Below are 24,440 nucleotides of genomic sequence, written 5' to 3' on the forward strand. Positions count from 1 at the left end.
GAGTACTTTTCCATGGCAGACGAGTGGTCCAGTTCGCTCGACGTGCACCTGGACTGGACACCGGGGACGGGCCGCAAGGGCCTGGCGAAGGCGGTCCGCGCGGCGATCCGGGACGGCCGCTGGCGTCCCGGCGCGGTCGTGCCCTCGACCCGGGCGCTGGCGCACGACCTCGGCGTGGCAAGGGGAACGGTCACGCGCGTGTACTCGGACCTCGCGGCTGAGGGCTACCTCCAGTCCAGCCAGGGGGCGCCGACCCGGGTGGCGACGGCGGGCGCGGAGGCGTTGTCGCAGCCGCGGCCGACGTCGGCGCGCGAACCCGTGATGCGGTGGAACCTGCTGCCCGGCCGCCCGGATTCGGCCCTGTTCCCCAGGGACGTCTGGCTCGCGGCGACCAAGCGGGTGCTCCAGCACACGCACAACGAGACCTTCGGCTACGGGGAACCACGCGGTTCGTCCGTGCTGCGAGCGACCTTGTCGGCGTATCTCGCCCGCAGCCGGGGCGTGCTGGCCGATCCCGCCAGGATCGTGGTCTGCGCGGGTTTCTCGCACGCGATGACCGTGCTCGGGCACGCGCTGCAGCAGGTCGGCATCGGCGAGATGGCGTTCGAAGACCCGTCGTTCCACCGGTTTCGCGACCTGGCCGCGGCGGCCGGGCAGCGGATCACGACCGTGCCGGTGGACGGCGACGGGATGCGCGTGGCCGAGCTGACCAGCCCGGCGGTGGTGGTGACCCCGGCGCACCAGTCCCCCATCGGCGTGACCCTGGCGCCTGACCGCCGGACAGCGTTGACACGGACCGGCGCGGTGATCGTCGAGGACGACTACGACGGCGAGTTCCGCTATGACCGTCAGCAAGTCGGTGCCCTGCAAGCACTCGCGCCGGAACGGGTGATCTACGCGGGGACCGCGAGCAAGACGCTGGCCCCGTCGCTGCGGCTCGGCTGGCTGGTGCTCCCCCGCTCACTCGTGGACCCCGTGATCGCCGCGCTGGCGTCCAGCGGCGCCCAGCCGCCGCTGCCCACCCAGCTGGTGCTGGCCGACATGATCAGCACGGGCGCGTACGACCGGCACGTGCGCCGCTGCCGGATCGAGTACCGGTCGCGGCGCGACCGGCTGGCCGCCGCGTTGCCCCCACACCTGATCCCGCAGGGGATCTCGGCCGGACTGCACCTGATGGTGCCGCTGTCCGAAGACGCCGAGGCCCAGGTCCCCGCGGTCGCCCGCAGGCATTCCCTGGACATCGCGACGGTCGCACCGATGGTGGTGCAGCGGAAACAGCACGGTTTGATCGTCGGATACGGTGCCCCGTCGAAGAACGCGTTCACCGGCGCGCTGGAAGCGTTGCTGGCCGTACTGCACGAGCTGCGGGGTTAGTGGATGCACCTCTCCCACGAGGAAGAACTGTTGCGGTCCGATGTCGTGGCGAACAGGTCCGTGAACAGGACGCGGCCGTTGACCGGGCGGGACAGCTACCGCACAGCGCTGGCGTTCGACATCCTCGCCCACCAGCCCACCAGCCCACCAGCCCACCAGCTGGCTGGATCTCTGTTGCGGCAGCGGGAAAGCGCTCGTCGACGCGGCCCCGCAGCTGCCCGGCGGCACGATCAGCGGGCTGGACCTGGTCGACCAGTTCACGACCGCGACCGCGGCCAACGTGACCCTGATCGCCGCCCCGGTGTCGGCGTGGCAGCCCGAGGACCGGTACGACCTCATCACGTGTGTGCACGGCCTGCACTACATCGGGGACAAACTGGGGACGCTGACCCGTGTGGCCCAGTGGCTGGCGCCGGATGGCGTGTTCGTCGCCAACTTCGACGCCGACGCCGTCCGCGACAGCGACGGCAGTCCGTTGAACATCACGAAAGCCCTGCGGACAGCGGGTTTCGACTACAACGCCCGGACGCGGCGGATCCGCAAACACGGGCCGCGCACCACGCCGTTCCCGTGGAAGTACCTCGGTGCCGACAAGTCAGCGGGCCCCAGCTACACGGGTCAGCCCGCCGTGCACTCGTACTACGGCACCCAGGGATAGGGACGGCCGAGCCTGCGCTGGCGCATCAGCAGTCCCGGTACGAAGATCACCAGGCTCACGGTGAGCATGCCGATCACGCCGATGCTGCGCGTTCCGTCGTCCTGGATGAGCAGCTTCGGCTGGGCCAGGAGACCGATCAGGACCACCGCGCCGAAGATCAGCAGGAAACGTTCCAGCACCCGTTCGGCCAGAACGGTGTGGCGCGGTGGCAGGGCGTGCCGGCCGAACGGGCCGGGTGACCAGTGGTACGGCAGCCGCAGGCGCCGTTTGCGCATGCGCAAACCGAAGAACAACGGCAGTGCGACGAACAGGGCCATCGCGTACGGCTCGACGACGGTGCCCTTGCGGACGAGGTCGTCGATGGCCAACCCGAACACCAGGCACGGGAAGCCCAGCAGTACCCCTTCGCCGAGCCTGCGGCCCGGGGTGTCGACGGGTCGCAGGTCGGCCCGGGGCGGGTACGGCCGCGCAGTGGGCATCGGCGGCGCCGACTGCAACACGGGCGCCACGGGCATCAGGGGCGCCGGAGTGCGGCTGGCCGGCAGGGTCGGCGGGTCCACGGGCGAGACCGGCGGTGGTGTCGGCAGTTGCCGGAAAGGCGGGCGCGGTGTGGCGAGTTTGTCGCGGAACGGCCTGGTCGGGTCCATCGGGATCAGCGGCCCGCCCGCGCGCGCCGGTGGCATCAGCGACATCAGCACGTCGTGGACCTCGCCCGCCGACGCAGGCCGGTGGCCGGGGTGCTTGGCGAGTAATCGGCCGACGAGGTCCGCCAGCGGCTGTCCCGTGTCGGGTCTGAGTGACAGCACCGGTTCCGGGACGTCGGTGTAGTGGCGGTGCATCATCGCCAACGCCGTGTTCGCCTCGAACACGTAACGGCCCGTCAACAGCTCGTAGAGCACACACCCGAGCGAGTACAGGTCGCTGCTGGGGCTGGACTGGCCGTGCATGGCCTGTTCGGGGGCCATGTACGCGGGCGTGCCGACCGCTTCCGACGTGCGGGTTATCCGGGTCATGTCCACGTCGCGCAGCAGGGCGATGCCGAAGTCGAGCACCTTGATCTCGCCGTTGTCGGTGATCATCACGTTGCGGGGCTTGAGATCGCGGTGCACCAGGCCGGCCGCGTGCGCCGCGACGAGCACCGCGGCGATCTGGGCGCCGATGGCGATCACCCAGCCGACCGGCACCGGCTCGTTCTCCGCCTGGAACTCGGCGAGGTCCGCCCCGCCGATCAGCTGCATCACCAGGTACAGGTCGTCCTCGTCGGTGCCCGCGTCGTAGACCGCGGGAACCCCGGGGTTCTCCAGCTTCGCGGTCATCCGCGCCTCGCGGCTGAACCTGCTGATCAGCGTCTCCACGTCCGCGCCAACGGGCAAAACGCTGGGGCGCAGCAGTTTCACCGCGACGTCGCGGTCGAGCCGGTGATCCCTGCCCAGCCACACCTCGCCCATCCCGCCACGCCCCAGTGGCCGGACGAGTTCGTACCGGTCACCGACGATGCGCTGCACGTGCCCCCATCCTCCCGGCTCAAGTCTTCTCCGGCGCCACCAGACCGTCGACCAGACCATCCACAGTAGCCTGAACGACCTGTTCGGCGAGGGCTCCGGCGCGGCCGACTGCGGTGCCGAACGTCCCCAGCGCGGAAAACACCGCAGCATAGCGATGTTGCTCGGCGAGCGGCATCCGGGGAACCTCGCACCGCCGCACGTCGAGGCGCGCCGCCGCGGACAGGTGGGTGCTCGCCTGCCGCGAGTTCGCCGAGCCGCCGAGGAACCCGGCGAGGAACCAGGAGTCCAGCACGTCGGGGTTGGGGCGCAACAGGCACAGGCCGCGGCCGAGGACCGCGCCCGGGTCGGTCACGACCCGCGCCACCAGTTTGTGCCCGGCGGTCGGCATCACGACGTCGCCCGCGAGCACCCGGACCGCGTTGGCAGCGTGTTCACGGGAGATCCGGCGGGAAGCGGGCCGGTCGGCCAGGACGTCGGGTACCTCGAGCAGCGGAACGGCGTCCCCGGGCGGGTTCTGCGGCACGTCGGACTGCAGCAGGCTCAGCGCACCCGTCTTGATCAGTTCGGCGACCGTGGTCATCGGCCGATGCTGCTGGGCGCGACCGGTCCAGTCCAGCGTCGGCAGCAGCGGCGCCAGCCCGCTGAGGCGCGCGGTCAGCTCCCGGTGCCCTGCCAGGAGTTTCTCCGCGGTGTCCGGTGCGGAGGAGATCGGCAGGTTGCGCGCGGGGGTGAGGTCGACCTCCTCGCCGAGCAGGTCGAGCACCGGGATCACCCGCGACACACCCGGCTCGTCCTCGGCGGCGCCGTCGGGCGCGTCGAAGGCGCGCCACGCGGCCACGGCCAGCGCGGCGGCCCGGTCCCATTCGGCTGTCGTGGCTTCCAGGACGAGCACCTGCGGGTCCGCCGGTTGTCCCGGTTTGCGCAGCATCCACAGGTGCACCGGGCCGGGCAGGGCCAGCACGGCCCGCAAGGCACCGCGCCGCAACAGTTCAGCGCGGATCCGGCGGCCGGATCGCCGGGCCGCCGCCGACGGCGGCATCAGGATGGCCACCAGCCCGCCCGGTTTGACGTGGGCGAGCGCGTGCTGGACCCAGGCCAGTTCGGATTCCATCCGCGGCGGGATGCCGTACTCCCAGCGCGGGTCGTGCAACAGGTCCTCGTGTCCCCACTGGCGTTCGCCGACCGGCGGGTCGCAGACGACCGCGTCGGCGAGCCTGCCGGGGTAGGCGTCGTGCAGCAGTGAGTCCGCCGTCGCGATCTCGGCGGGCACGCCCCTCAGGTCCAGCCGGGTGCGGGCGAGCGCGGCGAGGCCGTGGTCGATCTCCTGGCCGAGGCAGTGCACCGGGCCGCCGGTCCGGCCCGCGACCGCGGCGAGCAGTGAGCCGCCGCCGCAGGCGGGGTCGAGCACGACGCCGGTCGACAGGCCGGTCAGCTCGGCCATCAGCCGGGCCGTGTCCGGTGCCGTCACCGCCATCCACCGGGCATTGGTCTGCACGAACCGCTCCCAGAGCGCTTCGGCGGTGGTGAGCGCGCCGTGTTCGTTGGCGAGCGTGGCCACCTCGTTGAGCAACGCGGGTGCCACAGGAGTGCCGTCGGTGCGCCGCAGCAGGAAGTCACCGATGGCGGCGAGCACGTCGGCGGGTTCCTGGTCACCGCGATGGGCCTCCAGCAGCTGCCACAACCGCTCCCACGGCGAGACCATCTGGAGTTTTCCCTGGTCACGAAGCCACCGCTCGACTTCGGCGAGCGTGAACAGTGGGCTGTTGGGCGTTCCGCCGACCGGTGCGGGGAAGTCCTCGTACCTGCGGCGCCAGTTGCTCACCGCGGCCCGGCCCACTCCGGCCAGCCTGGCGATGTCCGCCGCCGTGATGGCAGCCTCGTTCGACACTCGCCTCGCTCCTTCCCAGTTCACACGTCCCGACCCGAGGAAACATACCGTACCACCGTCTACTCTGTTGACAGAGTTCACATGGCTATGGTCAGATTTCGCCGCAACACAGAGACGACTCAGGAAACACTGACAGGGGTGGCGGCGTGACCAAGACAGCGGTCAAGGAGGACTTCAGGTTCAGCGTGCTGGGACCGTTGACCGTGGCGGCACAGGACGGCTCACACGTCTCGCTGCGCGGCAGCCTTCTGCCCGCACTGCTGACGGAATTGCTGTTCCACGCCAACCGCTGCGTACCGACGAGACGGCTCGTGGAAGTGCTGTGGGGCGACACGCCGCCCAAGTCGTACGTGTCGAACCTGCACACGTACGTGTCCCGGCTGCGGGACCGCGGCATCCCGATCGAGCAAGCCGGGGGCGGCTACCGGATCAGCCTCGACGTGACCGACCTCGACCTGCTGACGTTCCACGCCGAGGTCGACGCCGGACGCCACGCGGCCCGCGCGGGCGACTACCCGAGGGCCGCCCGGCATTTGCGGCGTGCGCTCGAACAGTGGCGCAGCCCCGAGATGTGCGCGATGGACCAGCCGCACCTCGAACTGGAGGCGGTGCGGCTGGAAACCGAACGGATCACCGTCATCGAGGAGTGCGTGGACGCCGAACTGGCCTGCGGCAAGGCAGGCGAACTACTCGGCGAACTGGACACCCTGGTGCGCCAGTACCCGCTGCGGGAACGGTTCGCCGCGCAGTCGATGCGGGCGCTCGCGGCTGTGGGCCGCCGGGCCGAGGCGCTGCAGGTCTACCAGGCCACCCGGCGGGCCCTGGTGGACCAGCTCGGCATCGAGCCGGGCCGCCAGCTGCGGCACGTGCACGAGATGATCCTCAACGGCTGAGAGGTCTCACTCCTCGAACGCCGCGGTGGCGATCCACTCCTGCGCGGTCATCGCCCACCAGTCCTCGGCGAGGCCCCTGAGCACGTACTCGTACGGCAGCCAGCCGTACCCGCTCTCACCCCACGACTCGCCCCACGAGTTGCGGATCAGGAACGCGCCCGTGGTCGTCTTGCCGTCGATCGGGTTCTCGATCACCTTGTCGTCGTCGTAGCCGACCGCGACGATCGCGTGCCCGCCCGCGACACTCTCGCCCTTCGCGGGGAACGGGATCTCACCGGCCTCGGCCGGGCGGCGGATGCTGTTGTACACCGTGAACCCGAACATCGACGGCACCCCGGCGGCCAGGTGCCTGCGGACCGTGGCCAGCACCTCCTTGCCGGAGGCGTTGGCCGGGTCGAGCCGGAAGTACGTCAACGCCTGGAAGTTCTGGGCGTAGGCGAAGACGAACGCGGGCGGGTCCGCCTCGAACTGGGCGACGTCGTACGGCCAGTACCGCTCCGGCGGCACGCCGAACAACGCGAGCGCCCCCATGGCACTGCGCAGGTGCGCGCCGGTGTCCCCGGTCAGCCCGAGGTACTGGCGGGTGACCTTGTAGAGGAACAGCCGCGACATCTCCACGTGCTTGCCGAATGAACGGCGTTGGAAGTACTCCACGATCCCGCACGCCGCGTTCGCGGTGCACGAGCCGATGTCGCCCTGGTCCTCGACCGGTGAGAACCACTCGCGCAGGTCGGCGGTGGCAGGCGGCTCGGCCGCGTCGTCACCGGCCAGTGCGCGCAGCGACGGCGATCCGGATTCCGCGAGCAGCGCGCGGACCTCCGGGGACTCGTGCGTCAGGTCGCGCACGTCCGGCCGGTCCGGCAGCCAGCCAAGCCCGGCAGGCGCGGACCTGCCGGATAACGAGATCGTGTCCATGTCTCCCTCACCCGTGTCGACGGTGACAGCCCAAGACTGCGATACCCCAAAGAGGCGGCAGCCGGCCCGCGGATACTCCGTTCAGCGCGACTGCGCCCGATCGGGCAGCGCTCAGCCGAACGTCGCCCTGATGTGCCGGACCTGCGTGACGACCTGCGTGACCCGCTGCCGCACCGGGCTGTCGGTGTTCGGGGCGAGGTGCAGTCCCGCCGCGGTCGCGACGTGCTCGGCGACCTGCGGGATCGACAGCGTGTCGGTCCAGACCTGCTCACCGAACTTCGGCTTGCTCAGCCGTTCGAGGCAGCTGTCGACCTTCCCCACGGCGAAGGACTCGCGCCGCATGGCCGCCTCGCGGCTGGTGAACCGGCCGAGGCCGCGGCCAGCGAGCCGGTCGAGGACCGTCTCGCGCGTGGCGAGCAGCGCGAAGTGCCGCACGTCGTGGCCGCTGTCGCGCAGCCGCCCGATGATCTCGTCGAAGTAGCCGGAGTCGACCAGGGTCATCGGAGCGATCACCGGGCCGCCGTGCTCGCGGAGCACCAGGTCGAGGACTTCGAGCACGCCCTGCCGCCACGACGGCATATCCTGGAAGTCGGAGCGCAGCGGGCGCGGGGTCATCCGGTGCAGGCCGAAGCCGACCAGCTCCGGGTCGCACACCACGCTTCCGGCCAGCCGCCGGTGCAGTTCGAACGCCGTCTGCGTCTTGCCACCGCCGAAGGGTCCGTTGATCCAGATCAGCACGACCCGACCCTCTCACAGGTGTTCCGCGTCACATCAGTCAACATCTGACGGGTGGTTCGGGGTTTCCCCGGCGCATTCGACACACGAGCAGAAGGGAGCGACGGTGCCGGACGGCTTCGACCAGTTCGTCGCTGCGCGTCTCGACCGGCTGTTGCGCTACGCCACCGCGATGACCTGTGACCGGTACCTGGCCCAGGACATCGTGCAGGAGGTACTGCTGCGCGCGCAGCGGCGCTGGGACCGGATCGGGACGATGGACGCGCCATACCTCTACGTCCAGCGCATGGTGACGAACGAGTACCTCTCCTGGTGGCGCCGCCGGGCATCGAGGGACATCGCGTCACCGGCGACGACCATCGCCGCGCACACGCCACCCGTCGGCGACCCCGCGGAGCGGCACGCCGAACGGGACGCGATGCGCGCCAGGATCGCCCAGCTGCCCCGCAAACAGCGCGCGGCGCTGGTGCTGCGGTACTACGAGGACCGCACTGACGACGAGATCGCCAGCGTCCTCAACTGCTCGGCGGGAACCGTGCGCAGCCACATCTCCCGCGCACTGAAGACGTTGCGAACCAACGACCGGATCATGGAGGTGCTGTGATGACCAACGACGAACTGCTGATCCGCGAGGCGATCCACGAGGAAGCCGGGCAGGCGGTCGATCCCGGCACCGTGCTGTCCACGTTGCACAGCGGGCGCAAACCGCGCCGCAGTCGCGGGCTCGCCGTCGCCGTCGCCGGTGTGGCCGTCGCCGCGGGCATCGCGGGCGTGATGATCCCGCTGACAGCCTCGCGTGGTGACGACGCCGGGCCCGCGGCCGCCAACACGGCCGACGGTGCCCAGACCGAGCAGACCATCCTGGTTCTCGGCCTGGACAACTACCTCGACGAGGCGCAGCGCCCGGATGCGATCGTGCTGCTGCGGGTCCGCGCGGACGGTGCGGTCCGCGCGCTGTCGGTGCCCCGGGACACCCGGACCGGCCCCGACACGAAGCTGAACCTGGCCTACCCCCAGGCCGGAGGCGGCGACAGGGGAGCGCAGGCCATGGTGGCCGAGGTGGAGAAGATCACCGGCGTCCGCGCCCAGCACTACGCGACCGTGGACATGGCCGGGTTCCCCGGGCTGAGCACCGCCGTCGGCGGTGTGGAGGTCTGCCTGAAGAACGCGGTGAAGGACACGTACTCCAAGGCGGATCTCAAGGCGGGCAAGCAGACCGTTTCCGGTGAGCAGGCGCTGGCCTTCCTCCGTCAACGGCACGGTATGGCAGGCGGCGACCTCGACCGGATCGCCCGTCACCAGGCCTTCCTGCAGGGGTTGGTGACCAAGCTCGGCACGGTGGAGCCAGCCCGGCTGGCCTCACTCGTCGACACGGTCAAGCGGACTGTCCACACTGACCCGGCGCTGGACGTCCTCGGCCTCGCCCGCAGGCTGACCGGCCAGTCCGGTCTCACCGCGGCGACGATCCCGGTCGCGGACCACAGCCAGACCTCCCGCGCGGGAACCGTGCTGACGGTCGACAACGCCAAGGTCAAGCAGTTCACCACGGAGTTCTTCGGCACCGGCGCCGCGCCGGCCAGCGGAGCCCCGACTGGCACCGACACCAGGACGCCCTGCGTGTCCTGACGGTCGACTACCCGCTGACGATCTTCGCGTCAGCGGGTACCGTCCGTGGTGATGGATTGGACACTGGCCGACGGCCCACTGACCACGCCCTGGACCGCTTCGGTCTCCCCCACCGACCCCCTGCCGGAACACCCGAGACCGCAACTGGTCCGCCCGGACTGGCTGAACCTCAACGGCGTGTGGGAGTTCTCGGCCGCCACCGAGGACGCACCGGCCCCGTTCGGCGAGACGCTGCCGGAACGGGTGCTCGTGCCGTATCCGATCGAGTCGGCGTTGTCCGGAATCGCCCGGCATGAGGACTTCATGTGGTACCGCCGCGTCTTCCAGGTGCCAGTCGGCTGGAGTGAACGGGTCCTGCTGCACTTCGGGGCGGTCGACTACCGCGCGACCGTGTACGTCAACGGTGTCGAGGTCGGGACGCACCGGGGCGGCTACGGCTCCTTCTCCTTCGACATCACCGAAGCACTCCGCGCCGAAGGTGATCAGGAGCTGATCGCCGGAGTGGAGGACCGCGCGGACGCGACCTGGCAGCCCGTCGGCAAACAGCGGCTCGTGCCCGACCGTGGCATCTTCTACACGGGCGCGTCCGGGATCTGGCAGACGGTGTGGCTGGAATCCGTGCCCGGCACGTACATCACGACCCTGGACATGGTGCCGTCGCCGGAGAACGGCACGCTGGGACTGACCGTGCACGTGTCCGGATCGGACACTTCGTTCGAGGCCGTCGTGCGCGACGGCAACGACGTCGTCAGCCGGGCCAAGGGCACGGGTGCCGCGGACGTGTCGGTGCCCAGTGCGAAGCTGTGGTCGCCGTCGTCGCCGTTCCTCTACGACCTGGAAGTCGTGCTGGGCACGGGCGACCGCGTCACCTCGTACTTCGGGATGCGGTCGTTCGGCACCAAGTCCGACGCCCGCGGCAGGCTGCGCTTCACCCTCAACGGCGAGTTCCTCTTCCTGCTGTCCACACTGGACCAGGGGTACTGGCCGGACGGGATCTACACCGCGCCGACCGACGAGGCGCTGCGGTTCGACCTGGAACAGCACAAGGTGCTGGGGTTCAACGCGGTCCGCAAGCACATCAAGACCGAGCCGGACCGCTGGTACCACCACGCCGACCGGCTCGGCCTGCTGGTGTGGCAGGACATGCCGTCGACGAGGATCGGCCGCCCGCCCGCCGAGGCGCGGCGCCAGTTCGAGGCCGAGCTGCACGAGCTCGTGGCGCAGAAGAAGAACTGGACGTCGATCGTCGGCTGGATCCCGTTCAACGAGGGCTGGGGCGAGTGGTCGCTGGCCGGCACCGGCCGGATCGCCGACGAGGTCAAGGCGCTCGACCCGGCGCGGCTGGTGAACGCGCAGAGCGGTTACAACCTGCCGGATTCCTTCGGCGACTCGGGCCGCGGTGACGTGGTGGACCTGCACGACTACGTCGGCCCGGCCAAGCCGGAGCCGGACGGGACGCGCATCGCGATCGACGGCGAGCACGGCGGCTTCGGGCTGGAAGTCGACGGCCACATGTGGTTCCCCGACGGCGGGGCGTACGAGATGGCGCCCGACATCACGAGCCTGACCAGGCGGTACGTCGAGAACCAGCGGGACCTGCTCGACGTGGCACTGGCCAACGGGCTCAGCGGCGCGATCTACACCCAGATCACCGACGTGGAGCACGAGGTCAACGGCTTCTTCACCTATGACAGGCACGTGGCCAAAATGGACTTCCAGGAGGTCCGGGCGATCAACCAGCTGATCGTCCGCGAACTGTCCTAGCTCCCTTTGGCCACGCGGCGGACGCGGCGGCGCAGCTGCAGGATCCTGGCGGCACCGACCAGTGCCACCAGCAGCGCGCCGCTGATCGCGGCGAACAGCAGGGCCACGCCGAGCGGCAGTTCGCCGGACATGCCGAGGAACGTCACGGTGACCGGGGTCAGGTTGGCCAGGATGAAGATCAGCAGGAACACCAGCACGATCGCGGCGACGATGACCGCGATCCAGGTTCCGCTGGTCCGCGTCCCCTTGGTCACTTTCGCGACGGCCTGCGAGGATGTGGTCCCGATCGCGGCGATGTCGTCGGCGGGGCCTGCCGGTGGTGTCCCGGTGGTGCCGGTTGGTGCGTGCTGGACGGGGAATTCGTCCGTCGGCGGGGTTTCGGGGGTGGTCATGCGAGAAATCATCCCTCGTCGTTGCCCTGATCGCAGAGCGTGGTTCACCCTTTCAGAGTAGCCTCACCGTTCACGCAACTCGCCGGTTGCATCCCAGACTCACGATGTGCAACCATGGAGTTGCATATCAACGACTGAGGAGGAGACATGGTCACCGACACCGTCCGGCGGGACGTCGCCATCGCCGCGCCGATCGAGCGGGTGTGGGCCGCGCTGACCGAGGACAAGCACGTACAGGAATGGTTCGGCGAGGAGGCCGAGATCGACCTGCGGCCGGGCGGCGCGATCGTGTTCGGCTGGACCGCGTACGGGCGCAACCACGGCGTGGTCGAGGCCGTCGAACCGCCGCACCGGTTCTCCTACTGGTGGGCCCGGCCCAGCGACACCGATCCCGCGCCGGGCAACCGGACGCTCGTCGAGTTCACGTTGTCCGAACAGGACGGCGGCACCCTGCTGCGTGTCGTCGAGAGCGGGTTCAGCACGCTGACCGAGGGCAAGGAGCAGGCAGTCCAGGACAACACGCAAGGATGGCAGCAGGAACTCGACGAGCTGCGCGCGTACCTCGAAGCCTGAGGAGGGCCCGATGACCAACGGTGTCGACGAGGTGCTGGCCGCGCTGGCGGACCCGACCCGGCGGCGCCTGCTCGACGCGCTCGCCGACCGCGGCGAGGCCACCGCGACGACACTGGCCGAAGACGTTCCCGTCAGCAGGCAGGCGATCGTCAAGCACCTGGCCGTCCTGCAGCAGGCAGGTCTTGTCAGCAGCGGCAAGCAGGGCCGGGAGGTGCGTTACCACCTCACGTCGCAACGGCTGGCGCAGACCGCGGACTGGATGGCGGGCCTGGCCGCCGAATGGGACCGCAGGCTGGCGGTCATCAAGCGGATCGCCGAGTCCTGACCACCGACAGGTGCCGCGAGCTGGGCACGAGAGCCGCGGCGGCCGGGGCGAGGAAACACACCACCGCGCACACGGCGAGCACGGCGCTCAAGCCGAACGCGCCGATCGCGGGCGCGATCACGGCGAGGCCGATGGGCGCGAGGCCGTAGGAGAACAAGAAGTCCAATGAGGACACGCGAGCCAGCTTGCCCGGCTCGACTTCCCGTTGTGTCGCGGTGAACCAGGGCACGTTGAACAGCTCGATGCCGATCCCCACCGCGACGAACGCGGCCACGATCACGACCGGGTGCACGGGCATGAGCATGCTCAGCGGCGCGAACCCGAACAGCGCGAGCCCGGCGAGCGCCGCCCAGCCCTGGTTGCGTGGCCGCCACCGGGCGATGATCAACGCACCGATCAACGCACCGACCGAGTACGCCGTGACTCCGGCGGCCAGCACCGCCTCCGTGCCGTAACGGTCACGGCTCACCAGCGGCAACGCGACCGAGATCGCCGACTGCCCGAAGGCGGTGACCGTGCTCAACGCCGCCAGCCCGGCGAGGAACCACGGGTGCCTGCGCGCTTCTTGCAGTCCCTCAAGGAATTCCCGATGCGGCTTGTCCCGTTCCCGCTTGGCCTGATCAGCCCCGCGAGGCGGGACGAGCGCGGCGATCAGCCACAACGCGCACGTTCCGAGCAACAGACCGGACGTGCTGACAACGGTCGCCAGCAACGCCGTCAGCGCGGGCGCGATGAGAGTGGACGCACGGACGGCGAACGTCATCGCGGCATTCGCCCGCTGCCGTTGGGAAGCGCGCACGACCTCGGCCGTCAGCGCCTGGAACGCCGGGCGGCACGCACCCTGCCCGGCACCCAGCACCGCAGCCGCGCAGACCATCAACGGCAGCCCGCCGAACGCGAGCACCGGCGTGCTCACGACGGCCAGCGCACAGGACCAGAACACAACGGTCTGACGCGGATACCTGTCGGCGAGAATCCCGCCAATTGGCACGGCTACGAGGAATCCGACCGTCCTCGCCGCGAGGACGACACCGAGGCCACCCGCGGACAGCGTCCGGTCGAGCACGGCGAGACCGAGCACGAACGCCAACGCCCACGTCGCCACCGTCGACGACGTCGTGGCCAGCCACAGTCTGAGGAACGTGGGATCCCGGAGGACGGAACGCTTCGCCGGTAGCGTGGTCATCCGGCTACAGTGGCACGCTCCGCGCGTTCACGCGTGGCCGTGGCGAACATCCGCACGGTCGAATGTGGTTGGCGTTCCGCCAATTCCGGTTGCGTGCGACGAGCGGCACGGATGGCTTCCGTGCCGCTGTCCGCTATGAACGCACGCGGCTGACGAATGGTGTCAGCCGTTCACGCGCCTGGCGCATCACGTGGAACTCCGGTCCACACCAAGTCGGTCCGGTGTTCGACGACCGGGTAGCCGGCCTTGGTGAACGCCTTGTGCATCGGGAAGTTGGGCTGGTCGGTGGCGCCGACGACGTGGTCCACCCCGTTCTCGACGAGAATGTGCGTGCACTCGACCAAAAGGTCGTAGCCGTATCCGTTGCCTCGGTGCGCGGGCGTGACTCCGATGAAGCCCACGATCGGGTCGGAGTGGTTGCGGCCGGGGATCGAGATGCCCGCCAGCTGCCCGGACGGCGTGTACGCCAGCCGCCACCACTCCCGCGGGCTCGGCATCCAGTTCAGGAAGTCGACTTCCTCCTGCGTGGCCGCGTCGACGCCGCCTCGCTCGATGGCCAGCCGGGCGTGTGCGTCGAGAGTGCCCTGGTGGATCAGCTTGAACGCCTCGAAGATCTCGCGTTCGCCGGAAACCGGGCGGTGTTCGAGCCTGCCCGGCCGTGGCGGCAGGCCGCACTCGGGCGTCCAGCGGTAGCGGTAACGGTCGACCAGGTGCTCGTACCCGGCGGTTTCGGCGGCCACGATCCGGATCCGGGCCTCGTGGTGGATCTTCTCGTCCTCGCGCCAGGCCGGCGGGAGCCTCAGCGAGTACTCGGTGTGCAGCGGGGACTGGCGCAGCAGCTGGACGGCGGCGTCCGCGTCGGTGAAGTCGAACCAGTCCAGCACTCGCGGTTCGGTGTCGTCCGGACCGCCCCACCACGCGGCACGGGCGACGACGACACCGTCCCGCTGGGCGATCCACGTCCACTCGGGACGGTAGGCCCGCATCCCGGAGTAGGTCCCGCCGAAGGCGGCGAACCCGACCAGGCCGGGGTCGGGCAACGAGTCGAAAAGGGGTTCCTCACCGGGCAGCAGCGCCCGGATGGTCAACGACATGGGTTCGTTCCTCGTCTGGAAGTGCGTGGCGCGCTCCCAGTCAGCACCCGGGGGCCCTCGTGGCAGGGCGGGAACGCGTGATCGTGGTGATCATCGGTCCCACCTCCTTGATCCACTTGAGGGCCGGCCGGAGCCTAACGGCGCGGCCACCCCGTCCGCCACCGACTTTCCGGCGGCCTCCCGGCGACCAAGCAGTCCCCCGGCACGTCCCGGCCGTCGAGCTCAGCGGGGTTGACGCTCCACAACCCGGCCAACCGCAGAACATCGTCCTCGTCGGGCTCGCCGCCGACCTCGTCGGCGGTCCGCTGCCCGATATCAGCGAGCACCTCGCCCCGCTCACCGAGGTAGCAGTACACGCGCTCGACTCGGCCCAATTCAGCTCGCGCCCAGCCGTGCAGCTCGACGACCCTGTGCGTCACGAAACACCGGACGGTCCCCAGGCGTGCGCTGAGCTTGCCGAACCACTCGGCGAAACCGGCATCCGACAGGTCCGGCAGCGCGTGGCCGGGTGCGGTCACCGCGAACGTCCAGCCGTCCACTGGCGCGGTGATCAGCAGCTCGCCCCGGTAGGCGGCGTCGACTCCGTCGTGCCAGCCGACCGTCCGCCGCTCCGGCAGCTCGAGCGCGTCCGCGACAACTCCCGCGGAACCGTCACGCACGGCGAGCCACGTCGCCTTGTACCCGAAGGACACCGCAGGCATCCGCAGAAGCTAGCGCATGGTCGGCTGGTGACATCCGCACATCGGATTTGCGCGTGACGGCCCGCACGCTGGATGACGTGAATAGCATCGTGCCGGTGACGCCGCCCCGGGATTCGACTCTGCGCAAGGCCAGGGCGCTGACGCTCGGGTCGCTGGCGGTGACCGTCCTGACCAGCTTGATCATGCCGGGTATCGGAGTGCTGCGGGAGCCGCGTCCGCTGTGGGTCGTGCTCGGTGTTGTCGGCACGGTCGCGTTCGCCGCGACCCAGGCGGGCGCGCTCTACGCCACTGTCACGCCGTGGCTGTCGGAGACGGCCAGGCGGCGGTTGCTGATCGCGTTCGGGGTTGTCTCGGTGTGCACGCTCGTCCTGCTCGCGCCGGTGGGTGGGCCGCGGTGGGAGACGTGGGCGTGGGTCGGTGGCTCGATCGCGGGGTCCCTGCCCATGCTGAAGCTGGGACGGGTTCCGGCGGTCGGTGTGGCTGCCGCCGTCTTCACGGCCGCGGTGGTCCTGGCCGACAGGCCGCTGACGGCGTTGGTGATCGCGGTGAGTGTGGCGTCGGCGGTTGTCGCCATGAGTGTCGTGCATCTGTGGTTCTGGGACATGTTGCTGGACGCGCGCAAAGGGCGTGCGGCGCAGGCGCGGCTGGCGGCCACCGAGGAACGGCTGCGGTTCGCCCGTGACGTCCACGACGTCCTCGGGCATGACCTTTCCGTGATCGCGTTGAAAGCCGAACTGGCCGCGCGGCTGGCTCCGGGCGACTCGGCTGCGTCCGCGCGTGAGGCCGCCGAGGTGCAGCAGCTGGCGACCAAGGCGTTGGCGAACATGCGTGAGGCGGTCCACGGCTACCGAGCCGTCGATCTCGCCGAGCAGCTCACCGCGATCGCGGAGGTGCTGCACTCGTCAGGGGTGCGTTGCACGGTCACGCGGCCGGACGGTGATCTCGCTCAGGGCACAGCCGCTGTGTTCGCTGCGGTGCTGCGTGAGGCGAGCACCAATGTGCTGCGTCACAGTCAGGCCACGTGGTGCACGATCGACGTCACACGAGAGGGCACGGAGGTGCGGATGACGGTGTCGAACGACGGTGCGCGGGACGCCGGCCCCGACCGGCACAGCGGCGGTCTGACCGGGCTCGCCGATCGGCTGGCGGAGGCCGGTGGGCGGCTGCGGACTTCCCGTGACGACGGCGTGTTCACGGTGGACGCCGTGGTCCGCGCGTGATCCGGGTCCTGCTCGCCGACGACGAGGAGCTGATCCGCACGGCGTTGGCCGCGTTGCTCAGCCTGGAGCCGGACCTCGAAGTGGTCGCGCACGCAGCGGACGGCCGTGCGGCGATCGACGCGGCTGTGGCCCACCGGCCGGATGTCGCCGTGGTCGACATGGAGATGCCTGTCCTCGACGGGCTCGCGGTCACCGCCGAGCTGACCAAGGCCGTGCCGGGCTGCGCGGTGGTCGTGCTGACCGGCCACGGCCGGCCGCAGCACCTCAAGCAGGCGCTGTCGGCCGGGGCGAAGGGGTTCGTCCGCAAGGGTTCACCCGGCGGGACGCTGGCGGACGTGATCCGGCGGGTGCACGGCGGTGATCGCTACGTCGACCCGTCGCTGGCCGCGGACGCGCTCACCGCCCCGGAGTGCCCGCTGACGCCGCGGGAGCTGGAAGTCCTGCGACTCGCCGAGTTCGACACGCCGGTGGCTGTGATCGCCAGGCAAACCCACCTGTCCAACGGAACCGTGCGCAACTACATCGCGGCGGTGATCGGCAAGCTGGGGGTGCCGACCCGCGCCGAGGCGGTGCGCAAGGCACGGGAGCACGGCTGGCTCTGACCGTGTGTGACGGATCGGCTGCGGGCTGGTACCGTCGATCACGATGAGGACACGACAGCTGGCGATCTTGGTTCTGCTGCCGTTCCTGTGGCTCGTGATCGCCTCGTGCGCACCGCACGCGGACGTCCACCACGGACCGGAAGCGGTCGTGTCCATTCAAGACAGCGGTCACTGCCACCACGAGGCAGAACCGCACGAGCACGACTACTTCACCGCGCTGCCAACGTCTGTGGCGCCGCTGCCGGTCGCCGAGCCGGTCGCCGTCCAGCCGCACCACCCGTTGTCGGTCGAGCCCGTGCAGGGCAGCTCGCCGCGCAGCCGGACCGGCCGGACTGTCCTCATTGATCTGTCGATCGCCCGGACCTGACAGGAGACTCACCGGAACTTCCTGTGTCCCGCGGACGACTGTCCGCGGTGATGGCGCACGCGTTCCGGCGAGGTCTGATGCGTCCCGTTCATACCAAGCGTGATGAGACAGGTCTGATGAACACTGCATTTTCCGCGCCATCCGCCACGTCCGTGCCCGCGCGGCTGCTGACGACGGCGCCGAGCTGCCACTCCCCCGCGACGGCCGTCGGCAACACACCGGTGCTGTGGATCGGTGACGAGAACCGCGGCTACTGGGCCAAGCTCGAAGGCCACAACCCCGGCGGGATGAAGGACCGGCCCGCGTTGCACATGGTCGCCAACGCCATCCACCGCGGCGAACTCGAACCAGGCGCCATGATCGTCGAGTCCACCAGCGGCACGCTGGGTCTCGGCCTCGCGCTGGCCGCGACCGTCCACCGGCACCCGGTCACGCTCGTGACCGACCCTGGCATGGAACCCATCGTGCGCAGGCTGCTGACCGCGTACGGCGCCACGGTCGAACTCGTCCCCACCCCGCACCCCACCGGCGGCTGGCAACAGGCCCGCCGGGACCGCGTCGGCAAAGTGATGCGGGACAACCCGGGCTCGTGGTGTCCCGACCAGTACAACAACCCGGACAACGTGACCGCGTACGCCTCGCTGGCCATGGAACTCGTCGCCCAGCTCGGCCGGGTCGACGTGCTCGTCTGCTCAGTCGGCACGGGCGGTCACTCGGCCGGGATCGCCCGTGTGCTGCGGCAGTTCTCGCCGCGGATGCGGCTGGTCGGCGTGGACACCATCGGTTCGACGATCTTCGGTCAGCCCGCGAGCACACGGCTGATGCGCGGCCTGGGTTCCGGCATCCATCCGAGCAACGTGGACTACGCCGCGTTCGACGAGGTCCATTGGGTCGCACCGGGCGAGGCCGTGTGGATGTGCCGTGAACTCGCGTCGACACACCACGCGAGCGGCGGGTGGAGCGTCGGTGCGGTCGCGCTCGTGTCCCGTTGGCTGGCAAGGACGAACGAGCCTGACACGAGGATCGCGGCTGTCTTCCCCGACGGCCCGCACCGGTACTTCGACACGGTCTACAACGACGAGTTCTGCCAGGAACACGGTTTGCTCGACAGCCCGCCTGGAAGCGCTCCCGACACCGTCGGCAGCCCGCACGAGCGCGTGGTCACCCGGTGGACTCGGTGCGGGCACGTGGTGGATCCGCTGGGAGAAACCAGGTGATCCGCCAGTTCCGGTCGTTCGACCGGCCGAGCAAACTGCTGATGGTCAACCAGTTCACCATCAACGTCGGCTTCTACATGCTGATGCCGTACCTGGCCGGCTATCTCGCCGGGCCGCTCGGGCTGGCCGGCTGGGCGATCGGCCTGGTCCTCGGTGTGCGGAACTTCTCGCAGCAGGGCATGTTCCTGCTCGGTGGCACGCTCGCCGACCGGTTCGGCTACAAGCCGCTGATCGTCGCCGGGTGTCTGCTGCGCACAGCGGGGTTCACTCTGCTCGGTGTCGTGAACTCGCTGCCCGCGCTGGTGATCGCCTCGGCGGCGACGGGATTCGCCGGCGCGCTGTTCAACCCGGCGGTGCGCGCGTACCTGGCGGCGGACGCGGGTGAACGGCGAGTGGAGGCGTTCGCGTTGTTCAACGTCTTCTACCAGGGTGGCATCCTGCTCGGGCCGTTGATCGGCCTCGCGCTGACCACTGTGGACTTCCGGCTGACGTGCCTCGTGGCCGCCGGGGTGTTCGCAGTGCTGACGGTGTTGCAGATCCGCGCACTACCCAGTCACACCGTCGCTGTGACCGGACGGCGAACCATGGTGGGCGACTGGCGGGCGGTCGTGTCCAACCGGCCTTTCATGCTGTTCGCGCTTGTCATGGTCGGCTCCAATGTGCTGTCTTTCCAGGTGTACCTGGCGCTTCCGTTGCAGGCCGGGTCGCAGGTGCTGGTGATGGCGTTGTTCGTGGTGTCGGCTGTGGTCGCGATCGCCGGGCAGCTCAGGATCACGTCGTGGTTCCGGCAGCGGTTCGGCTCGTCGCAGTCGATCGTCATCGGCGCCGCCGTGCTGACGTCGGCGTTCCTGCCGCCGTTGCTGGTCAAGGGCAACGCGGCGCTGATCGTGTCGGCGGCGTTGCTGGCACTGGGAACGGCTGTGGTGTTCCCCTTCGAGATGGACACGATCGTCCGGCTGTCCGGTGATCGGCTCGTGGCCACGCACTACGGGTTCTACAACACCATTGTCGGCGTCGGCATCATGCTCGGAAACCTCTTCGCCGGAACGGTTTTCGACATCTCGCCGGTGTCGGGGTGGATCGGGCTGGCGGTCGTCGGCTGCGTCTGCGTTGCTGGACTGCATGTCCTGCAGCGCAGCCGCACCCTGGAAACTGTGTCACGATGACGTAGTGGCAATTGGTGAACCTTGCACATCGACGCGGGGTGCACTAGACGTCGTTTATGGGACTCGGGAAGCGAACGGCCGTGGCCGCGCTGGTTCTTGCTGTGGTCGCGCCGGTTCAGGCGAACGCCGAACCGGCGCACCGCTACATCGTGGTACTCGACGACACCACCGCGACGGCCGGCTACGCCCGTTCGGTGACCGATCGGCTGGGCATCAGAGCCGAGTACACGTATGACACTGTTCTGAAGGGATTCTCGGCCACACTGAGCCGGTCCCAGCTGCGCAGGCTGTCCGCGGACAGGTCGGTGTCCTACGTGGTACCGGATTCCGAGGTGCGCGCGCTGGGCGAGCAGACCGATCCGACGTGGAACCTCGACCGGATCGACCAGCGCGACCTGCCACTGGACGGCAAATACCGGTGGGTGACCGAAGCGGCCAACGTGCACGCGTACGTGCTCGACACGGGCGTGCGGGCGACGCACACCGACATCCGCGGCCGGGTCGCCGGTGGTGTCGACCTCGTCCAGAACGACGGGAAACCCGACGACGACAACGGGCACGGCACGTTCCTCGCCGGGATCATCGGCGGCACCAAGTTCGGTGTGGCCAAGAAAATCAACATCGTGCCGGTGAAAGTCCTCGACGCCAACGGTTCCGGCAGTTTCGCCACCGTCATCGCCGGGATCGACTGGATCACCCGCAACGCCAGGAAACCCGCGGTGGCCAACATGAGCCTCGGCGGTGCGGCGAACCAGGCACTCGACGACGCTGTCCGCCGATCCATCGCGTCGGGCGTGACCTACGGTGTCGCGGCGGGAAGCTCCGCCAGCGACGCGGGCAACTACTCCCCCGCCAGGGTCAAGGAAGCGATCACGACCGCCGCGACGAACAAGAGCGACTGCGTGCACAGCGCGTCGAACTTCGGCCCGCTGATCGACCTGCTCGCCCCGGGCGTGCTCATCAACGGGATCTGGCACACGTCGGACACGGCGACGCAGACTCTGAGCGGCACGTCGTTCTCCACGGGCCACGTCGTCGGCGGCGCGGGCCTGTACCTGGCCGGCCACCCGGCCGCCACGCCGGCGCAGGTGGAGGCGGCGCTGATCGCCAACTCCACCAAGGACAAGATCTGCAACCTGAAGCCGAACACGCCGAACCGGCTGCTCTACACGCTGCCCAGCTAACGCGGCCCGCCCGAACGGGTGAACTCCGCATCCCCTTCTCGAGAACACAACTCCTGGTCACGACACGGCATGCTCACCCTAAATCAGGTGGCTCGCTCTGGCAGGATGAGGACGACTCTTGAGAGGGGCACCGGCATGGCGATGACGCTCGACTCGCCGTTGAGCACAACAACCATCGACGTTGAGTCCTTGGTCAGCATGGCGTGGCGGGGCAGCATCCGCGTGCCGAATTTCCAGCGGGACTTTCGCTGGAATTGGGAGGACGTCCGTCGGCTGTTCGACAGCATTGTTCGCGGGTACCCGATCGGCAGCCTCCTGCTGTGGGTACGCAAGGCAGGTGCACAGAAAGTACGGCTGGGCGGCCTCGACATCGAGGCCGCCGAGGGTGACGCGCTCTGGGTGGTCGATGGACAGCAGCGCATCACCAGCCTGGCGAACGCGCTACACCCGGATGGATCGAGGGACCAACGATTCGCACTGGCGTACGACCTTCGTGCGCAGGAGTTCGTGAAGGTGCCCAAGGTCGAGGATCCGCTTGTCATCCCGCTCCCGGTGCTCTTCGACTTGCAAAAAATAATTCGCTGGTTCACCGACCACGGAGGCGTCTCGGACTTCCTGGAGAAAGCCAGCTCGATCACGCGGAAACTGCGCCAGTTCGAGGTCCCCGCATACCAGGTTCGACAGGCAGATCCCGGAGTACTGCAGGACATCTTCGACCGGATGAACAACTACGGCAAACGCCTCTCCCGCGCTGAGATATTTTCCGCACTCACCGCCGAAGAAGGCGAAGAGGGACAGCTCACCATCGATCTGGTGGCAGAGCACATCGCCGCCGACCTGAATTTTGGAGTCATCGACGGGAACACTATCCTCCAAGGAGTGCTCGCACGTCGCGGACCTGATGTAAAGCGTGACATTCGCGATGAGTTCTCCTTGCCTGACGACGAGGGCAAGGACGCCGCCTACAAAGCGGGTGAGCAGGCTGTCCGCAGAGCTGTCGAGTTCTTGCAGAACGAAGCGTTCGTTCCACACTTCTCCATGCTCGCGTATCGCTACTTGCTCGCACCTTTGGCACGGATTTTCGCTCATCACCCTGATCCAGATCCCCGAAACCGCAGATTACTGCGTCGTTGGTATTGGCGTGCCGCCGTGGCAGGTCCACAGCAATTCAAGGCAGGGACTGGTGATGCCGCCAGGATGCTGTGTTCGCGAGTGCGCGACAATGATCTGACCGGTTCGGTGCAGGACCTCCTGGAACTAGTCGACCAGACAAACCCGATATTGCCGGATCTGACCAGTTTCGCCACCAACCAGGCGGCGACGAAGATCGTGTTGTGCTCATGGTGGTCGGCGGGGCCTCGTAACCCGGATACCTGGGACCCCTACGAGATCAGCGATTTGGCAACCTGTCTGGTGGATCGACCGACCGCGCGCGACGCGGTTCGATATCTTGCCCCGAACATGGCGGTAACCAAATCACAGCGTTCCTGGGCGGCGAACCGAGTGCTGATGCCTGTACTCGAAGTGGACGCCGACGAAGCAACGATGGAAATCACCAGCCAGATCGACCGGGGCAATCCGGAATGGCAGGCGGTGCTCGACTCCCATGCGATCACCGATGAGATCGTCGACCTGTTGGACCAGGGCAGCTACCTGACGGCGTTGGAAAAGCGCCACGAGTTGCTCCGCGAGCGACTGCGGCACTTCTTGGGCACCATGTGCGAGTGGGGATTCGAGAACACCCCACCGCTGGCTCAACTGGTGCTGGACGACGAGAGCGACTATGCCGACTCGTGACCAGCGCCATGGCGTGTGGCTCGGCAACGACCGGATAGGCGCACTCAGCCAGCGGGGCGACTACACCTGGTTCACCTTTGCCGAGGAGTACCTCGCCAACCCGAATCGTCCAGTGCTCGGCCTCATCTTCGAGCAGAGCCCGCAGGCCAGGCACGCCAGTGCACTGCGGTTGCCGCCGTGGTTCTCCAACCTTCTGCCCGAAGGGCGGCTGCGTGACTGGATCGCGGCGGATCGGAAGGTCTCGGTGGATCGCGAGATGGAACTACTCGCTCAGGTCGGCCACGATCTGCCCGGCGCGGTGCGGGTGTTGCCGGATGATGCCGCGCCGGAAGACGGGTGGGATCCGGCGAGCACGCAAGCCGACCCCTACGGAAACGAAGAGGGCGACTCAGGGAGGGCCGGCTGGAGGTTCTCTCTTGCCGGGGTTGGACTGAAGTTCTCCATGCTCAAACAGGACGACCGACTCACCTTGCCCGCTCACGGCGCGGGTGGTGACTGGATCGTCAAGCTGCCTGACCGGGTGTACGCCGACGTCCCCCGCAACGAACACGCGATGATGTCATTGGCTGCCGCCGTGGGCATCGACGTGCCGGAAGTGATGCTGGCCCATCGGGACAAGCTCGACAACCTGCCGCGACAGGTATGGCCGGACAACGAGGAATACGCGTATGCCGTCCGTCGGTTCGATCGCGACGACAACCGTGTTCCAGTGCACATCGAGGATCTCGCCCAGGTGCGCAACTTCTATCCCGACCGCAAGTACGCTGGCAACTTCGAAACCGTCGCCGCTCTGTCCTACCGCGGCCGAGACACCCCCGCACTGCGGGAGTTCGCCCGCAGGCTGGCGTTCAACATCCTGATCTCCAACGGGGACGCGCACCTCAAGAACTGGTCTTTGCTTTATCCGGATCGCCGGATCCCGACGCTGTCGCCTGCTTACGACATGGTGTGCACGGCGGCCTATCGGGACGAGGGCGACCCGGAGGACCTCGGGCTCAAGTTCGGAGGCACCCGCCAGTTTCAGCGGATCAGCTACAAGACATTCACCAAGCTGGGCCAGCGACTCAAAGCTGACCATGCAGATCTCGCCGCAGTGGTGGCCGAGACGGTCGAGCGCACGAAGGCATCGTGGCCTCGGATCGCACCACTACTCGACCACAACAAAGCGATTCAGGACGAGGTCACCCGCAGCATCGAGACACACGCCCACACCCTGCTGGCGAAATCGACCTGACTGGGCGCCTTCACTTCCTCGTGA

At 68.8% G+C, this 24,440-nt stretch carries 23 protein-coding genes and 1 pseudogene; 16 read left to right on the plus strand and 8 right to left on the minus strand.

What is annotated here, in order from left to right:
* Positions 1 to 12 precede the first annotated feature (12 nt).
* Positions 13 to 1,374: a MocR-like pyridoxine biosynthesis transcription factor PdxR gene (gene pdxR, locus AOZ06_RS34780; RefSeq protein ID WP_054293252.1), complete on the plus strand. Its 1,362-nt coding sequence runs from the start codon at positions 13 to 15 to the stop codon at positions 1,372 to 1,374.
* Positions 1,375 to 1,537: 163 nt separating this feature from the next.
* Positions 1,538 to 2,032, plus strand: a complete 495-nt coding sequence (locus AOZ06_RS34785; protein WP_225953513.1) for a class I SAM-dependent methyltransferase — start codon at positions 1,538 to 1,540, stop codon at positions 2,030 to 2,032.
* Here AOZ06_RS34785 and AOZ06_RS34790 read toward each other — a convergent pair.
* Both AOZ06_RS34790 and AOZ06_RS34795 read right to left on the minus strand, forming a co-directional pair.
* The gene (locus tag AOZ06_RS34790; protein WP_054293253.1) at positions 2,014 to 3,537 is read right to left on the minus strand and encodes a serine/threonine-protein kinase; all 1,524 of its coding nucleotides are present in this window, start codon (positions 3,535 to 3,537) and stop codon (positions 2,014 to 2,016) included. The two genes, AOZ06_RS34785 and AOZ06_RS34790, sit on opposite strands and share 19 nt — an antisense overlap.
* 19 nt (positions 3,538 to 3,556) lie before the next feature.
* On the minus strand, positions 3,557 to 5,425 hold the full coding sequence (locus tag AOZ06_RS34795) for an SAM-dependent methyltransferase (protein ID WP_054293254.1): 1,869 nt from the start codon (positions 5,423 to 5,425) through the stop codon (positions 3,557 to 3,559).
* 146 nt (positions 5,426 to 5,571) lie between these two features.
* Between AOZ06_RS34795 and AOZ06_RS34800 the strand changes: the two genes are divergently transcribed.
* A complete protein-coding gene (locus tag AOZ06_RS34800; RefSeq protein ID WP_054293255.1) occupies positions 5,572 to 6,318 on the plus strand; it encodes an AfsR/SARP family transcriptional regulator in 747 nt (248 codons plus the stop codon).
* A 6-nt stretch (positions 6,319 to 6,324) separates the two neighbouring features.
* On the opposite strand, the gene AOZ06_RS34805 is transcribed toward AOZ06_RS34800, so the two are convergent.
* Together AOZ06_RS34805 and AOZ06_RS34810 are read right to left on the minus strand one after the other, a co-directional pair.
* Positions 6,325 to 7,233, minus strand: coding sequence for a C1 family peptidase (locus AOZ06_RS34805; protein ID WP_054293256.1), 909 nt, complete (start codon positions 7,231 to 7,233; stop codon positions 6,325 to 6,327).
* A 111-nt stretch (positions 7,234 to 7,344) separates the two neighbouring features.
* Positions 7,345 to 7,971, minus strand: coding sequence for an AAA family ATPase (locus tag AOZ06_RS34810; protein WP_054293257.1), 627 nt, complete (start codon positions 7,969 to 7,971; stop codon positions 7,345 to 7,347).
* 103 nt (positions 7,972 to 8,074) lie between these two features.
* Here AOZ06_RS34810 and AOZ06_RS34815 point away from each other — a divergent pair, with 103 nt between their 5' ends.
* The 3 genes and pseudogenes from AOZ06_RS34815 to AOZ06_RS34825 form a co-directional block, all read left to right on the plus strand.
* Entirely contained in the window at positions 8,075 to 8,572 is a 498-nt protein-coding gene (locus AOZ06_RS34815) for a SigE family RNA polymerase sigma factor (protein WP_054293258.1), read from the plus strand.
* Complete coding sequence (locus AOZ06_RS34820; RefSeq protein WP_054293259.1) at positions 8,572 to 9,594, plus strand: LCP family protein; 1,023 nt, start codon at positions 8,572 to 8,574, stop codon at positions 9,592 to 9,594. Before AOZ06_RS34815 ends, AOZ06_RS34820 begins: the two co-directional genes overlap by 1 nt.
* A gap of 51 nt (positions 9,595 to 9,645) precedes the next feature.
* A pseudogene (locus AOZ06_RS34825) lies at positions 9,646 to 11,346 on the plus strand (glycoside hydrolase family 2 protein); the annotation flags it as partial.
* 8 nt (positions 11,347 to 11,354) lie between these two features.
* On the opposite strand, the gene AOZ06_RS34830 reads toward AOZ06_RS34825, so the two are convergent.
* Positions 11,355 to 11,750: a LapA family protein gene (locus tag AOZ06_RS34830; protein ID WP_083472124.1), complete on the minus strand. Its 396-nt coding sequence runs from the start codon at positions 11,748 to 11,750 to the stop codon at positions 11,355 to 11,357.
* 147 nt (positions 11,751 to 11,897) lie between these two features.
* On the opposite strand from AOZ06_RS34830, the gene AOZ06_RS34835 reads away from it, so the two are divergent.
* Both AOZ06_RS34835 and AOZ06_RS34840 read left to right on the plus strand, forming a co-directional pair.
* Entirely contained in the window at positions 11,898 to 12,323 is a 426-nt protein-coding gene (locus tag AOZ06_RS34835) for an SRPBCC family protein (RefSeq protein WP_054293261.1), read from the plus strand.
* A gap of 10 nt (positions 12,324 to 12,333) precedes the next feature.
* On the plus strand, positions 12,334 to 12,648 hold the full coding sequence (locus AOZ06_RS34840; RefSeq protein WP_054293262.1) for an ArsR/SmtB family transcription factor: 315 nt from the start codon (positions 12,334 to 12,336) through the stop codon (positions 12,646 to 12,648).
* Here the strand turns inward: AOZ06_RS34840 and AOZ06_RS34845 are convergent.
* From AOZ06_RS34845 to AOZ06_RS34855, 3 genes are all read right to left on the minus strand, one after another.
* Positions 12,626 to 13,834, minus strand: coding sequence for an MFS transporter (locus AOZ06_RS34845; protein ID WP_054293263.1), 1,209 nt, complete (start codon positions 13,832 to 13,834; stop codon positions 12,626 to 12,628). The two genes, AOZ06_RS34840 and AOZ06_RS34845, sit on opposite strands and share 23 nt — an antisense overlap.
* A 170-nt stretch (positions 13,835 to 14,004) precedes the next feature.
* Positions 14,005 to 14,928 (minus strand): GNAT family N-acetyltransferase, encoded by a 924-nt coding sequence (locus tag AOZ06_RS34850; protein ID WP_054293264.1) that lies wholly within the window; start codon positions 14,926 to 14,928, stop codon positions 14,005 to 14,007.
* Between the two features lie 134 nt (positions 14,929 to 15,062).
* A complete protein-coding gene (locus AOZ06_RS34855) occupies positions 15,063 to 15,629 on the minus strand; it encodes a hypothetical protein (RefSeq protein WP_054293265.1) in 567 nt (188 codons plus the stop codon).
* A 77-nt stretch (positions 15,630 to 15,706) separates the two neighbouring features.
* On the opposite strand from AOZ06_RS34855, the gene AOZ06_RS34860 reads away from it, so the two are divergent.
* The 8 genes from AOZ06_RS34860 to AOZ06_RS34895 all read left to right on the plus strand — a co-directional run bounded on the left by AOZ06_RS34860 (position 15,707) and on the right by AOZ06_RS34895 (position 24,416).
* On the plus strand, positions 15,707 to 16,849 hold the full coding sequence (locus AOZ06_RS34860) for a sensor histidine kinase (RefSeq protein ID WP_218921832.1): 1,143 nt from the start codon (positions 15,707 to 15,709) through the stop codon (positions 16,847 to 16,849).
* The gene (locus AOZ06_RS34865) at positions 16,846 to 17,451 is read left to right on the plus strand and encodes a response regulator transcription factor (protein WP_054293266.1); all 606 of its coding nucleotides are present in this window, start codon (positions 16,846 to 16,848) and stop codon (positions 17,449 to 17,451) included. Before AOZ06_RS34860 ends, AOZ06_RS34865 begins: the two co-directional genes overlap by 4 nt.
* A gap of 43 nt (positions 17,452 to 17,494) precedes the next feature.
* On the plus strand, positions 17,495 to 17,818 hold the full coding sequence (locus AOZ06_RS34870) for a hypothetical protein (protein WP_054293267.1): 324 nt from the start codon (positions 17,495 to 17,497) through the stop codon (positions 17,816 to 17,818).
* A gap of 116 nt (positions 17,819 to 17,934) precedes the next feature.
* Complete coding sequence (locus AOZ06_RS34875) at positions 17,935 to 19,035, plus strand: PLP-dependent cysteine synthase family protein (protein WP_157233422.1); 1,101 nt, start codon at positions 17,935 to 17,937, stop codon at positions 19,033 to 19,035.
* 41 nt (positions 19,036 to 19,076) lie between these two features.
* A complete protein-coding gene (locus tag AOZ06_RS34880) occupies positions 19,077 to 20,201 on the plus strand; it encodes an MFS transporter (protein ID WP_054297145.1) in 1,125 nt (374 codons plus the stop codon).
* Positions 20,202 to 20,281: 80 nt separating this feature from the next.
* Positions 20,282 to 21,385 carry a S8 family peptidase gene (locus AOZ06_RS34885; protein ID WP_236951840.1) on the plus strand — a complete coding sequence of 368 codons (1,104 nt, stop codon included), beginning with the start codon at positions 20,282 to 20,284 and terminating at the stop codon, positions 21,383 to 21,385.
* Positions 21,386 to 21,520: 135 nt separating this feature from the next.
* On the plus strand, positions 21,521 to 23,182 hold the full coding sequence (locus AOZ06_RS34890; protein ID WP_063810488.1) for a DUF262 domain-containing protein: 1,662 nt from the start codon (positions 21,521 to 21,523) through the stop codon (positions 23,180 to 23,182).
* Positions 23,169 to 24,416 (plus strand): type II toxin-antitoxin system HipA family toxin, encoded by a 1,248-nt coding sequence (locus AOZ06_RS34895; RefSeq protein ID WP_054293270.1) that lies wholly within the window; start codon positions 23,169 to 23,171, stop codon positions 24,414 to 24,416. Before AOZ06_RS34890 ends, AOZ06_RS34895 begins: the two co-directional genes overlap by 14 nt.
* Positions 24,417 to 24,440 lie beyond the last annotated feature (24 nt).

It is taken from the genome of Kibdelosporangium phytohabitans, assembly GCF_001302585.1.
In the GTDB taxonomy this organism is placed as follows: domain Bacteria; phylum Actinomycetota; class Actinomycetes; order Mycobacteriales; family Pseudonocardiaceae; genus Kibdelosporangium; species Kibdelosporangium phytohabitans.

Excerpts from the sequence above, each read along its gene's own strand:
- AOZ06_RS34870 (WP_054293267.1), top strand. The coding sequence starts at position 17,495 with ATGAGGACACGACAGCTGGCGATCTTGGTTCTGCTGCCGTTCCTGTGG.
- AOZ06_RS34830 (WP_083472124.1), bottom strand. The coding sequence starts at position 11,750 with ATGACCACCCCCGAAACCCCGCCGACGGACGAATTCCCCGTCCAGCAC.
- AOZ06_RS34805 (WP_054293256.1), bottom strand. The coding sequence starts at position 7,233 with ATGGACACGATCTCGTTATCCGGCAGGTCCGCGCCTGCCGGGCTTGGC.
- AOZ06_RS34880 (WP_054297145.1), top strand. The coding sequence starts at position 19,077 with ATGGTCAACCAGTTCACCATCAACGTCGGCTTCTACATGCTGATGCCG.
- pdxR (WP_054293252.1), top strand. The coding sequence starts at position 13 with ATGGCAGACGAGTGGTCCAGTTCGCTCGACGTGCACCTGGACTGGACA.
- AOZ06_RS34890 (WP_063810488.1), top strand. The coding sequence starts at position 21,521 with ATGGCGATGACGCTCGACTCGCCGTTGAGCACAACAACCATCGACGTT.
- AOZ06_RS34875 (WP_157233422.1), top strand. The coding sequence starts at position 17,935 with ATGAACACTGCATTTTCCGCGCCATCCGCCACGTCCGTGCCCGCGCGG.
- AOZ06_RS34820 (WP_054293259.1), top strand. The coding sequence starts at position 8,572 with ATGACCAACGACGAACTGCTGATCCGCGAGGCGATCCACGAGGAAGCC.
- AOZ06_RS34855 (WP_054293265.1), bottom strand. The coding sequence starts at position 15,629 with ATGCCTGCGGTGTCCTTCGGGTACAAGGCGACGTGGCTCGCCGTGCGT.
- AOZ06_RS34895 (WP_054293270.1), top strand. The coding sequence starts at position 23,169 with ATGCCGACTCGTGACCAGCGCCATGGCGTGTGGCTCGGCAACGACCGG.
- AOZ06_RS34850 (WP_054293264.1), bottom strand. The coding sequence starts at position 14,928 with ATGTCGTTGACCATCCGGGCGCTGCTGCCCGGTGAGGAACCCCTTTTC.
- AOZ06_RS34835 (WP_054293261.1), top strand. The coding sequence starts at position 11,898 with ATGGTCACCGACACCGTCCGGCGGGACGTCGCCATCGCCGCGCCGATC.
- AOZ06_RS34845 (WP_054293263.1), bottom strand. The coding sequence starts at position 13,834 with ATGACCACGCTACCGGCGAAGCGTTCCGTCCTCCGGGATCCCACGTTC.
- AOZ06_RS34840 (WP_054293262.1), top strand. The coding sequence starts at position 12,334 with ATGACCAACGGTGTCGACGAGGTGCTGGCCGCGCTGGCGGACCCGACC.